This is a genomic window from Reyranella sp. GW821-FHT14A01 (assembly GCF_058803965.1).
In genome coordinates, this window is the sequence record NZ_JBXAPM010000003.1 from 123,176 (window position 1) to 134,788 (window position 11,613).

Annotated in this window: 10 protein-coding genes; 7 read left to right on the forward strand and 3 right to left on the reverse strand. The window is 66.4% G+C overall.

Annotated elements, in window-relative coordinates:
* Positions 1 to 68: 68 nt before the first annotated feature.
* A complete protein-coding gene (locus AC1ROX_RS07295) occupies positions 69 to 908 on the forward strand; it encodes a TauD/TfdA dioxygenase family protein (RefSeq protein ID WP_493123924.1) in 840 nt (279 codons plus the stop codon).
* The gene (locus tag AC1ROX_RS07300) at positions 908 to 1,975 is read left to right on the forward strand and encodes an SGNH/GDSL hydrolase family protein (protein ID WP_493123926.1); all 1,068 of its coding nucleotides are present in this window, start codon (positions 908 to 910) and stop codon (positions 1,973 to 1,975) included. The genes AC1ROX_RS07295 and AC1ROX_RS07300 overlap by 1 nt, the downstream gene beginning before the upstream one ends.
* Here the strand turns inward: AC1ROX_RS07300 and AC1ROX_RS07305 are convergent.
* Positions 1,972 to 3,705, reverse strand: coding sequence for a serine aminopeptidase domain-containing protein (locus tag AC1ROX_RS07305; RefSeq protein ID WP_493123928.1), 1,734 nt, complete (start codon positions 3,703 to 3,705; stop codon positions 1,972 to 1,974). The genes AC1ROX_RS07300 and AC1ROX_RS07305 overlap by 4 nt on opposite strands.
* A 171-nt stretch (positions 3,706 to 3,876) precedes the next feature.
* On the opposite strand from AC1ROX_RS07305, the gene AC1ROX_RS07310 reads away from it, so the two are divergent.
* The 5 genes from AC1ROX_RS07310 to AC1ROX_RS07330 are packed head-to-tail and all read left to right on the forward strand — an operon-like array spanning position 3,877 to position 9,550.
* On the forward strand, positions 3,877 to 4,116 hold the full coding sequence (locus AC1ROX_RS07310; RefSeq protein ID WP_493124503.1) for an acyl carrier protein: 240 nt from the start codon (positions 3,877 to 3,879) through the stop codon (positions 4,114 to 4,116).
* On the forward strand, positions 4,113 to 5,273 hold the full coding sequence (locus AC1ROX_RS07315) for an acyl-CoA dehydrogenase family protein (protein ID WP_493123930.1): 1,161 nt from the start codon (positions 4,113 to 4,115) through the stop codon (positions 5,271 to 5,273). The genes AC1ROX_RS07310 and AC1ROX_RS07315 overlap by 4 nt, the downstream gene beginning before the upstream one ends.
* Positions 5,270 to 6,193: an amino acid--[acyl-carrier-protein] ligase gene (locus tag AC1ROX_RS07320; RefSeq protein WP_493123932.1), complete on the forward strand. Its 924-nt coding sequence runs from the start codon at positions 5,270 to 5,272 to the stop codon at positions 6,191 to 6,193. The genes AC1ROX_RS07315 and AC1ROX_RS07320 overlap by 4 nt, the downstream gene beginning before the upstream one ends.
* Positions 6,177 to 7,148, forward strand: a complete 972-nt coding sequence (locus AC1ROX_RS07325) for a DUF1839 family protein (RefSeq protein WP_493123934.1) — start codon at positions 6,177 to 6,179, stop codon at positions 7,146 to 7,148. Before AC1ROX_RS07320 ends, AC1ROX_RS07325 begins: the two co-directional genes overlap by 17 nt.
* Positions 7,149 to 7,192: 44 nt before the next feature.
* Positions 7,193 to 9,550, forward strand: coding sequence for a glycoside hydrolase family 2 protein (locus tag AC1ROX_RS07330; RefSeq protein ID WP_493123936.1), 2,358 nt, complete (start codon positions 7,193 to 7,195; stop codon positions 9,548 to 9,550).
* On the opposite strand, the gene AC1ROX_RS07335 is transcribed toward AC1ROX_RS07330, so the two are convergent.
* Positions 9,547 to 10,740 carry a CaiB/BaiF CoA transferase family protein gene (locus AC1ROX_RS07335; protein WP_493123938.1) on the reverse strand — a complete coding sequence of 398 codons (1,194 nt, stop codon included), beginning with the start codon at positions 10,738 to 10,740 and terminating at the stop codon, positions 9,547 to 9,549. The two genes, AC1ROX_RS07330 and AC1ROX_RS07335, sit on opposite strands and share 4 nt — an antisense overlap.
* On the reverse strand, positions 10,737 to 11,603 hold the full coding sequence (locus AC1ROX_RS07340) for an HTD2 family dehydratase (protein ID WP_493123940.1): 867 nt from the start codon (positions 11,601 to 11,603) through the stop codon (positions 10,737 to 10,739). Before AC1ROX_RS07340 ends, AC1ROX_RS07335 begins: the two co-directional genes overlap by 4 nt.
* Between the last annotated feature and the right edge of the window lie 10 nt (positions 11,604 to 11,613).

The following is an 11,613-nucleotide window of genomic DNA, read 5'->3' on the forward strand; positions in this document are numbered from 1 at the left end:
GCCTTTCGCTCCTCGGCTCGTGACTTTTGAGGCTGAGTGCTGCGCCCTCTTGGGCTAGGCTTTGGGCCATGACCGAAATCATCCCCCTGAAAGCACCGTTGGGCGCCCGCATCGAGGGCGTGGACCGGGCTCGCGCCGCCGAACCCGAGACAGCAGCGTTGCTCGGCCGCGCCCTTGCCGAGCATCTGCTGGTCGTCATTCCCGGTAAGCCCATGACGCCAGAAGAGACGCGCGATTTCTCGAAGGCCTTCGGTGAACCGCAGAGGCAATTGCTGCGCTACAAGCGCAGCGGCGCCGTGCCCGACGTGTCGGTCATGGTGAGCACGTTGATGGCCGACGGCACGACCGACAAGACGGCCATCCGCGCCGAGGACTGGCATACCGACGATTCGTACTTCGCGGTGCCGGCCAAGGCGACCTTGCTGCACAGTATCGAGATCCCGAGCCATGGCGGCGCGACTTGGTTCTGCAACATGCATTCGGTGTTCGAGGCGCTCCCCGAGGCGACGCGCAAGCGCATCGTCGGCATGAAGGCGATCCACGGCTACGACACGGTGCGCGCCCGCAACCGGCCGTCGGCACGCACGCCGGAGGAGATCGCCGAAACGCCGGATGTCGAGCATCCGCTGGTGCGCACGCATCCCGAAACGGGCCGCAAGTCGCTCTATCTCAATCCCAACCGGCTGGACCGCATCGTCGGGCTGGAGCGCGCCGAAAGCGATGCGCTGCTCGACGAGCTGGCCGACGAGGCGCGCAAGCCGCAGCATCATCACGGCCATGTCTGGACCGCCGGCGACATCGTGGTCTGGGACAATCGTGCCACGATGCATCGTGTCGTCATCGACTATCCGATGGGCGAGAAGCGGATCATGCACCGCGTGCTGATCGAGGGCGACCGGCCCTACTGATGAACCTGCCGGCTCCGTCGCGCCGGCCCTCGCTGGCGGGCGGTCTGGTGCTCGCCTTCTTCACGGTCATGATTTGCCTGCTGGCGGCGGAGATGGCGCTGCGGTGGCGCACGTCGGCCGACCTTCTCTGGCACTTTCCGAACTTCATCCACCTCGACCTGCAGTCGGACGAATCGGAACGGCCGCAGCTTCGCTACGACCGCGAGCTGGGCTGGGACCTGCGGCCCGGCGCCTCCGGTCTTCTGGCCGGCAAGCCGATCTCGATCTCGGCCGACGGCCTGCGCAACCATGCATCCGGCGTCAGAGCCGGCAGCGGCCCGACCATGCTTGCGATAGGCGATTCCTATACCGAAGGCTACGCGGTGGCGGACGACGAGAGCTGGCCCGCCCATCTCGAACGCGACACCGGTCGTCGCGTTCTGGCCGCCGGCGTGCGCGATTATGGGCTGGATCAGATGGTCCTCAAGGCGGAGCGCCTGATCCCCATCGTGAAACCCGGCGCCGTCGTGCTTGCCTTCATCGCTTCCGATATCGACCGCGCCGGGCGCTCGGTCCACAACATGCGGCACAAGCCCTATTTCGGGACGGCCGGCACAGGGCTCGAGCTGCGCAACGTGCCGGTGCCGACCACGCCGGTTGCCGGTCCCGATACGCTGGTGCGCCGCGTGCTCGGCCATTCCTATCTGCTTCACTTCTTCATGAACCGGGTGGGCGCCTATGAACTCTGGCATGGCGACGCCGTCGAAACAGGGGAGGACAGCGATCTCGTTTCGTGCCGGCTGATGGACCGGTTCGCGGCTCTGGTGCGGCGCGAGAAAGTCGACGCATTGGTCGTCGCGTTTCGCCGCTACGAGGACTGGGCCTGGCCGGGCAATGGAAAGATGCAGGACCGGCGTGTTGCCGCCGTCCTCGACTGTGCAAACAAGGCGGGTCTCAAAACGCTCGATACCCGGGAAGCCTTCGAGAAGGCCGGAGTCGCACAGGATCCCGAAGCCTTCTTCACCGAATGGCACTTCAACGACAGGGCCAATGCCCTGGCCGCACGGTTGATTGCGGCCGCTCTCTAGCGGCGCAGCTTGGCGAGAAAATCCATCATCTCGACCGCCGCATCGTGGCGACTTTCGGAAGAAATCAGCGCGTGGTCCATTCGCGGCACAACGCGTATTTCGGCACCGCGATAGTGCGCCAGCGCGTCGGGCTCCAGGGTGAACTCGCGCCGGAACATTTCGAGGTCCACCTTCGCCGGCGAGAACAGGAACAGCGTCCTGACGCCGCGCGCGGAAAGATCCGAAAGGGCCGACTGGGCGAAAGACATCTTGCGGATGAGGCCAAGGACCCGACCCAGGCGGCGGGTTCCCAGCCGCAGGGAGCGCAGGCCGCGGACCCAGAGCGAATGCAGCGTCCTGCGAATATTGACCCGCCCATGAAGCAGGGTGCTCCAGCTCTGCGGACTCGCCACCTTGCGGAGATAGAACAGGGGCGTCCGCTGGCGGTGGTGCAGGTAGGTGATCTCGTTCGGCCGGCTCGGCAGGGAGAAGAGCGGCTGATTGACCAGCATCAGGGCGCCGATCCGGCGCTCGACCAGCGCCGCGTGGAAGGCATGATAGGCGCCCGAGCAGATGCCCTGGACGGTGAATTTGCGGAACCCGCGGGCATGGAGCACGTCGATCATCGCGCGAATGTCGGACGTGCGGTCCGCGAAGGCATGGCTGATGATGTTTTCCCGGCTGCGTGAGCCGAGACTGTCCCCCAGGCCGGCGAAATCGGCCCTGAAGGTGGAGAAACCGGAGCGGGCGAGGCGGCGTGCGAATTCGACGCCCTGCCGGGCCGCGCCATAGCGCGGATCCCGCCCGCCATTGACGATGATCACGATGTCCCTGGAAGGCCCGCTCTCCGGATCGCAGACGATGCCGAACAGGCGCTGGCGCGAACCGAAACGCAGGGTCGTCTCCAGGCAGCCGCCCGGCCGCAGCCTGGCCGTGACCGGTATGGCGGGTGGTGGCTGAAGCCTTGCCGTGGATACCGGCAAGGCGGGGAAAGCCCCGGTCACCCAGTCGATCACGTCCCGAAAGGAGGGGAGCTGCACGGCATCGAAAGTGGGATGTCCGACCAGGGAATCGAGATCGTTGCTCCAGCCGCCTGTCGTCACCTCGACATCGGCGCGTCGCCAGGTTTCCAGGCACTCTTCGATCAGCCTGGTTTCCGCGCGCGCGAACACCGCCACTTTGTGACCGGCGGCCGGGGGCGTTCTGCGAAGGTCGGTGGCGGAGATCTGTTCGATCGTGGCGCTGTTGAAGCTGAACTCACCGACCTCGATCCCGCCCGACGGCAGGACGTGACCGCCATGCAGCTCGGCATCGAGCGTCAGTTCACGGATGTAGGAACGTCCGCTCACCGTCGGTTCGAAGAACAGGAGGCCGGCGATGTCATCGCGGCGTGAGGCCGTCAGTGTCGCCAGCATGGCGCCGACGCGCATGCCGCAGATCACGAGTTTCCGCGCGCCGCTCTTCGACTTCAGCCAGTCGGCCGCCGCGTCGACGCTCTCCCGCCAGGCCATCCAATGGCCGCCCGCACGCTCGACGGGCTGGTCGCAGGAATCGCCGGTGCCGGGATACGCCAGGCGAACGGTCCAGTAGCCGGCCCGTGCCAGTTCGTCGGCAAGCACCCGGAGGGCGCAATAGGCCACCAGCTCGTCCCCGAGCAAGCCGGGGCAGATCAGAACTGCAACGTCACTGCGACGAGCATCGACAGGCGTGTGTAGCCATCCGAAGCAGTCGTTAACCGCAATCGGCGTCATACCTTCCCTTTACAGCCCACGCGCAACTTCCGGGTAAGTCCCACCAAACCCCGAAGTGCCTGCAAATTGATTTTTCCCCAAGGCAAGAATATCCTAAACCGCAGGAATTGCTTGCGAATTTTCGATTCGAAAAGGTGGGAGTTGTCGGTGTCCTCGCCGCTGAAGGTTCGCGTGAGATTGGTCCTGAAAACTGCCGGATCCCTGCAAAAAGGGATCGAGAGCCTCCGGGACGATGCCGACCTCCATGCGGCCGGGCTGACCTCGCACGCCACCGTAAACCTCATGCTGGCCCTCGAGGAGGCTTTCGACATCGAGTTTCCCGACCGGCTGCTGCGTCGAAAAACCTTTTCCAGTATCGAAGCCATCGCCGGGGCGCTTGCCGAGATCGGTGTGCGAGACGAGGCGGCATGAGCCCGCGGCTCGCCGCGGCGCGCGCGGTGGGAATCGAAATCGCCGCCCGGCATGCCGACGACGTCGATCTGCGGGCCCGTTTTCCGGTCGAAGCCCTGGCGGCGCTGAAGGACCGCAAGCTGCTCGGCATCCAGGTGCCCAAGAGCGACGGAGGGCCCGGCGCCGGGATCGCCGAGGTCGTGTCGATCTGCCACGAACTCGGGCAGCACTGCGCCTCCACGGCCATGATCTACGCGATGCACCAGATCCAGGTCGCGTGCATCGTCCGCCATGCCGGTGACAATCCCTGGCAGCACGCTTTCCTGAAGCGGCTGGCCGGCGAGCAACTGCTTCTCGCGTCGGCGACGTCGGAAGCGGGCACCGGCGGCGACGTCCGGTCGAGCCTCTGCGCGCTGGACGAGACGCGGGGGCGCTTCACGCTGATCAAGCAGGCGCCCGTGATCTCGTATGGCGAGGACAGCGATGCGATCCTGGTGACGGCGCGCCGCACGCTGCAGGCGCCGGCGTCGGATCAGGTGATCGTCGTGGTGCCGCGGGCTGGCGTCGAACTGCAGCCGCAGGAGACCTGGGACACGCTGGGCATGCGCGGCACCTGCTCCAGGGGCTATCGCCTGACGGCGGAAGGCGAGAGGGCCCAAGTGATCCCGGCGCCCTACGCCGATGTGTCGGCGCAAACGATGCTGCCGACCTCGCATCTCGTGTGGAGCTCCCTGTGGCTTGGTATTGCCACCGATGCGCTGGCGCGTGCGCGGGCTTTCGTGCGCGCGGAAGCCAAAAGGAAGCCGGGCGTGACGCCGCTCGGTGCAGCGAGGTTGGCGGAAGCGCTGGTTGACTTGCAATCCATGAAGAACGATCTCGTGACCTGTCTCCGTCGATACGAAGCGGCCCTCGGGTCGGATGACATTCTGTCGGCGCTGCCGTTCGCCGTCGCGATGAACAATCTCAAGATCGCAAGCTCGCAGGCGGCGGTGAAGATCGTCGGACACGCGCTGCAGATCTGCGGTCTCGCGGGGTACCGCAACGATTCGGCCCACAGCGTGAGCCGCCATCTGCGCGATGTGCATTCGTCGATCGTCATGGTGAGCAACGACCGCATCGCCGCGAACAATGCCAACCTGTCGCTGGCGCTGCGGGACGAACCGGAGCTTCTGGCATGACGGACCCCGTCTCCGTTGCCTACAGGGCCTTCCGGGATGAGTTGCTGGCCCATGGTCTGCTGATCTCCATGGGGGTCGACGGGCTGTTTGGGCGGGGTAGGACCTTCGAGCATGTCGTGGAGCGCCTGAACGCCGCGATCGGCGCCGTCGGCGATCCGGACGGGCCCGAGATCATGCGGTTCCCGCCAGGTATCGGCCGCCTGCAGCTCGAGAAGAGCGGCTATGTCGGGAATTTTCCGCATCTGGCCGGCACCGTGGCAAGCTTCTCGGGCACCGACCGCGATCACGCGGTGCTCCTGGACAGGCTGTCGAAAGGCGAGGACTGGACGGAGGCCCAGCGGCCGACCGATGTCGCGCTCACACCGGCGGCCTGCTACGGCGTCTATCCCGCGATTGCCGCGCGGGGACGGCTTCCCGCCGAGGGCGCCCTGGTCGACGTCTACACCTGGTGCTTCCGCCACGAGCCGTCCATCGATCCGGCGCGCCTGCAGATGTTCCGACAGCGCGAGCATGTCCGCATCGGCACGCCGCAGCAGGTCGCCTCGTTCCGCATGCTGTGGCTCGAGCGGGCGCGTGCCCTCATGGAGTCGTTCGGGCTGCCGGGAGAAATCGAGGTGGCGAACGATCCTTTCTTCGGCAGGGCGGGCAGGCTCCTTGCCTCCAGCCAACGCGAGGCGAATCTCAAGTTCGAGCTTCTGGTGCCGATCGTGGCGGAGGGTCCGCCGACGGCCTGTGTCAGCTTCAACGACCATCGCGACCTGTTCGGCCGTGCGTGGACCATCGAGACGGCGACAGGAGATAGGGCGCACACGGCCTGTGTCGGCTTCGGCGTCGAGCGCCTGACGCTCGCTTTGTTTCGTCACCATGGCTTCGCGGTCGCGGATTGGCCGAATAGCGTGCGCGATGTCCTCGGACTCTGACGCGGTCGATCTTCTCGGCCTCGATCCCGCGACCTGGCGGCCGAGCGCGCTCCATGGCGGCGACCGGATCTGGCCCGAGACCAACTGCTATATCGACGTTTGGGTCGAATTGCTGCCGGCGCTCGGCCATCCGGTCGAGGCCGCGCTGTCCTTTACGGTGCTGCAGGACTTCGAGGGCGACCAGTTCACCTTCTTCAAGTTTCCCCTGGAAGATATGCAGACCCTGTTCGGCCTCTCCGTGCAGGAACTGGCCATCTACGAATCGGTCGAGGCCCAGGCGATGGCGCAGCTCCGCCGCGGCCGCCCGGTGCTGGTCGAGGTCGATGCCTTCTGGCTCCCCGACGCGGGCGAGGCCTATCGCAAGGGGCATGTGAAGACGAGCGTGGCGGTGATCGCGCTCGATCCGGGAAAGCGGCACCTCGGATACTTCCACGGCACCGGATACTACGAACTGGCAGGCGAGAATTATGACGGCCTGTTCCGCAAGCCGACGGTCCTGTTTCCCTATGCCGAGTTCGTGAAGCGCGACGGCAGGGCGCTCGATGGCGCGGCGCTTGTCGACGCATCGCTCGCGCTCCTGCGCGGCCATCTGAAGCGTCGCCCGCGCGCCAATCCGGTGAAGGCATGGCAGGCGGCGCTGCCGTCGCATCTCGACCGATTGGCCACCCGCGACATGGCCTATTTCCACCTTTACGCCTTTAACCTGCCGCGCCAACTCGGCGCCAATTTCGAGATGCTCGGCACCTATCTCCAGTGGCTCGGTACAAACGGAATCGGTGGTCTGGCCGAGGCCGCGGCGGCGAGTCGGCGTATTGCCGAAGCCGCCAAGGCCGTACAGTTCCAGCTCGCACGCATGGCCCATCGCCGGAAGTTCGATGCGGAGGCCGTCGGGCTGCAGCCGCTCGCGGATGATTACGACCTCATCTTCGCCGTACTCGAGGCGCGGTTCGACTGATGGAGGGCTGGCAACTCGCCTGTACGACACCCGGGTTGGTGCAAATGCCGGCGGACCTGCCTTCGTCGCTGGAGTGGATCGCCGCTCCGGTGCCGGGCACGGCGGCCCAGGCCCTGCGCAATGCGGGCCGCTGGACCTTGGAGAAACCGGCGCCGCTGCACGACCAGGATATCTGGTATCGCACCCGCTTCAGCGGGATCGGGCGCCGGTCGCTGCGCTTCCACGGCCTCGCGACCCTGGCGGAGGTCTGGCTGAATGGCCGGTCGATCCTCCTATCCGACAACATGTTCCTCGCTCACGAGGTCGAGGTCGACCTGGCTGGCGACAACGAACTCGCCATCGTTTTCCGTTCGCTGGACGCCGAACTCGCGCGGCGCAAGGGCAGAGCGCGATGGCGCACCATGCTGGTGGAGAACAACGCTCTGCGCCAGGTCCGCACGACGCTGCTGGGCCACATGACCGGCTGGCAGCCGCCCGTGCATGCCGTGGGACCGTGGCGCGCCATCGAGCTGGTCGAGCGAACGGGTGCGCCGCGCGTGACGGCGAAACGGATTCGCTCCACGCTCGATCGTGACGACGGCCTGCTCGACGTGTCGCTCGACGTCGATTGCGATGGCGCGCGACCGGAGGCCCGGCTGACCGTTGCCGGCATCGATGCACCGCTCGAATGGGCCGGCGAGGGGCGGCTTCAGGGCCGGATGCGCCTCCCGGACGTCGAGAAGTGGTGGCCGCACACGCGTGGCACACCCTCGCTTCATCGTGTTCGCGTCGCCATCGGCGATGTCGGGATCGATCTCGGCCAGGTTGGCTTCCGGACGATCGATATCGACCGAGGCAGCGACGGTCGGGGCTTCGCGCTTCGCGTCAACGGTGAGGCGATCTTCGCCCGCGGGGCCTGCTGGAGCACCGCGGACCTCGTCACCCTGGGAGGCGATCGCGAGACGTTGGAGCCATGGCTGCTTCAGGCGCGCGATGCGCACATGAATATGATCCGCGTCGGCGGGACGATGGTCTACGAGAGCGACGATTTCTTCGCCCTGTGCGACGAGCTCGGCATCCTCGTCTGGCACGATTTCATGTTCGCCAGCATGGATTATCCGATCGCCGACGCCGCCTTCCGCGCAAGTGTGGAGCAGGAAGCCGATCAGTTCCTGGCGCGAGCGCAGCCGCATCCGTCGCTTGCCGTCCTGTGCGGTGGCAGCGAGATTGCCCAGCAGGCATCCATGCTCGGCTTGCCGCCGTCACTGTGGAGCAGTCCGCTCTTCGACGAGATTCTGCCAGGCATCGCCAAGGCCCGTTGCCCGAACGTCGTCTTCATCGCGCAATCGCCCTGGGGTGGAGACTTGCCTTTCCAAGCCGATACGGGCGTGTCGCATTACTATGGCGTCGGTGCCTACAGGCGGCCTCTCGAGGATGCACGACGGGCCGATGTCCGGTTCGCCGCCGAATGCCTCGCCTTCGCGAACACGCCTTCCTCGGTAGCGCCTTCCCGAGCTTCGGATATCGTTCCGCGCGACCGCGGCGCCGACTGGGATTTCGGCACGGTGCGCGATCACTATCTGGGACAGCTCTACGGTGTCGAGGCCGCGACGCTGCAGGCCGAAGATCCGGTTCACTATCTCAGGCTGTCACGCGCGCTGTCGGCGGATGTGATGGAAACCGTCATCACCGAATGGCGGCGCCCGGCATCGCGCTGCGCCGGCGCACTGGTTTGGATGCTGAAAGACCTGAGCCCGGGACCGGGCTGGGGCGTGATCGAGTCCGAGGGGATCCCCAAGCTCGCCTGGCACGGACTGCGCCGCGCCTTTCGACCGATACAGGTCGCACTAACCGACGAGGGTTTGAACGGCCTTGGCGTTCACCTGATCAACGAAACCGCCGCGCCGGTATCGGCGAAACTCTCATTGCTCTGCCTGCAGACGGGCGACGTGGTCGTGATGCGACGGGAGTGCGAGGTCGAGATGCCGCCCCGCAGCGCCCGAACGATGACCTCGGCCGAGATCGTCGGCTCGTTCTTCGACATCACCTATGCCTACCGCTTCGGCCCGCCGCCGCTCGACGTTGCGGTCGTGACCCTCGACGACGCCACGACGGGCGTGCGTTTCAGCGAAGCCGCGCACTTCCCGCTGGGGCGAGCCGCGATGGCGCACGATCCGGGCCTGTCGGCAAAGCTGGAACGGGACGGGGCAGGTTGGGCTGTCGCAATCCAGGCGGAGAGCTTTGCTCCCTGCATCCAGATCGAAGCGTCACATCATTACCCCCAGTACGAGGGCTTCCATCTGCTGCCCGGCGAACAGCGGCGCGTGAAGCTGCTGCCCGTCGGCGAGGCAGGCGGTGGGCCGCCGGCCGGCGAGGTTCTTTCCGTGACGCCGAAGCGGGTCACGGCCTGCCGCTTCGGCTAACGCACCGCGCCTGACTTGCGAAGCGCATCGATCTCCGCGTCGCTGTATCCGGCACCGGCAAGGACGGCGTTCGTATGCTCGCCGAGCGTCGGCGCATGCGTTTCCACTTCGCGCTCGCCGCCCGAGAACTTGTTCGCCCGCCTGGAGCGGCGGATGCGCCCTTCGCTGGGATGATCCTCGGGCTGAAAGAAGCCGACGTCGCCGAGATGCGGGTCGGTCAGCAGGTCGTCGATCGTGTTGTAGCGCGCGGCCGGCACGTCGAGCTTGTCGAAGATGACCAGCCATTCCGCCGTCGTCTTCTGCGCAAGGCCATCCTTGCGGACGATGAAGTACTCGGCAGCATTCTTCGTGCGCGAGGCGGCGCTGTCGAAGCGCGGATCGGTCTTGAGTTCGGGCCGGCCGATCGCGTCGAAGAAGGCAAAGGCCTGCTGGTTGGTATTAGGACCGACCGTGATGTAGCCGTCCCTGGTCGGCAGCGGCCGGTAGTCCGGGCTCAGCAGGCGATTGTCGCCGCTCGGGCCGACCGGCGGATCGAAGGTCGCGGCGCCGAGATGCTCGCTGGAGACGAAGGACGCCATGTTCTCGAGCATGGGCACGTCGATCGCCTCGCCGCGGCCCGTCTTCTCGCGCCGATAGAGGGCGAAGCCGATGCACTGGGCGGCGATGAGCCCGGTCGTGTGGTCGCTCATAACCATCGGCACGAAGCGCGGCTCGCCGGTGGCGCGCTCCAGCGTGCCGGCGACGCCGGACAGGCTCTGCACGATGGGATCGTAGGCGGGGCGATTGTAGTAACGGCCGCCGCGACCGAAGGCGAGGATCGAACAGTGGATCAGCTTCGGATTCTTCGCCGCCAAGCTCGCATGATCGAGACCCGCACGGGCCAATCCCTCGGGCCGTACGTTGCTCACGAACACGTCGGCCTTTTCGATGAGGCGATGGAGCGCCGCCAGCCCGTCCGGCTTCTTGATGTCGAGTACGATCGACCGCTTGTTGCGGTTGAAGTTGATGAACTTGCCCGACATGCCGGGATTGCGGCTGCCCTGCGCCATGGTGCGCAGGAGATCGCCGCCCGGCGCCTCGACCTTGATGACCTCGGCGCCGTAGTCGGCCAGGGTGCGCGTGCAGATCGGACCGACGACCACCGTCGTCATGTCGACGACGGTCACGCCGGAGAGGGGACCTCCGCTCACGCCGCGAACTCCAGGTCCATCTCGCCGCAGAGCACGCCGTTCTTGTCGGCGGCCCAGAGCTTCAGCTTGCCGTCTTTCTGCTCCTCGCCGCGCACCTCGATGAGGTCGCCGACCCAGAGCGGATGGACGAGGCGGGCGGTGTAGCCGGTCAGGTTGCCCTTGGCATGCTTCAGTGCGGCGTCGACCATGAGGTGCATCGACAGGCCGCCGTTGGAGACGATCGCCGGATAGCCTTCCTCGCTGCGCGTGTAGTCGCCGTCATAGTGGATGCGGTGCGCGTTCCAGGTGATGCCGCCGTAGCGGAAATTGAGCGTGTTGGTGAGCTGCGTCGTCTCGGTCCAGGCCTGGTCCTTGCGCGCCTGCGCGGCCACCGTGGCGGTGGTCTTCTGACCCGGCGGCACGGCGGGACGGTAGATCGCGTCGAACGTGTCGGTGGCGATGGTCTTGCCGCCCTGTTCGATCGTGTGGCGCATCGTCAGCACGAAGATGTCGCCCGAGCGGCCCGTCTTCGGAATGATGTCGGCGACCTCGGCCTTCTTGATCGCCGGTTCGCCGGCTTTCAGCAGGCCCGTGATCTGCACGCGGCGGCCGGCGCCCATGCGGCGCGGCATCGGGATCGGCGGCAGGACGATGCCCTTGTTGGGATGGCCGTCGGGGCCGAGTTCGCCCTGGCGGACGATCTCGGCGAAGAAGACGGTGAACCAGTGCGGCGGCAGTTCCTGGCCGCGCTTGATGCTGTCGGGATCGACATCGAAGGTCGCGGCGACGCGGCGGACGGCCATCATGCCGATATCGTCCTCGACCGTGCGCACCCGCCCGATCCAGGGCCGCAGTGTCTCCATCGCTTCGTCCATCCAGCCCATGTCAGTTCCC

Coding starts and splice junctions, on each gene's coding strand:
- AC1ROX_RS07295 (WP_493123924.1), top strand. CDS start 69: ATGACCGAAATCATCCCCCTGAAAGCACCGTTGGGCGCCCGCATCGAG.
- AC1ROX_RS07300 (WP_493123926.1), top strand. CDS start 908: ATGAACCTGCCGGCTCCGTCGCGCCGGCCCTCGCTGGCGGGCGGTCTG.
- AC1ROX_RS07305 (WP_493123928.1), bottom strand. CDS start 3,705: ATGACGCCGATTGCGGTTAACGACTGCTTCGGATGGCTACACACGCCT.
- AC1ROX_RS07315 (WP_493123930.1), top strand. CDS start 4,113: ATGAGCCCGCGGCTCGCCGCGGCGCGCGCGGTGGGAATCGAAATCGCC.
- AC1ROX_RS07320 (WP_493123932.1), top strand. CDS start 5,270: ATGACGGACCCCGTCTCCGTTGCCTACAGGGCCTTCCGGGATGAGTTG.
- AC1ROX_RS07325 (WP_493123934.1), top strand. CDS start 6,177: ATGTCCTCGGACTCTGACGCGGTCGATCTTCTCGGCCTCGATCCCGCG.
- AC1ROX_RS07330 (WP_493123936.1), top strand. CDS start 7,193: ATGCCGGCGGACCTGCCTTCGTCGCTGGAGTGGATCGCCGCTCCGGTG.
- AC1ROX_RS07340 (WP_493123940.1), bottom strand. CDS start 11,603: ATGGGCTGGATGGACGAAGCGATGGAGACACTGCGGCCCTGGATCGGG.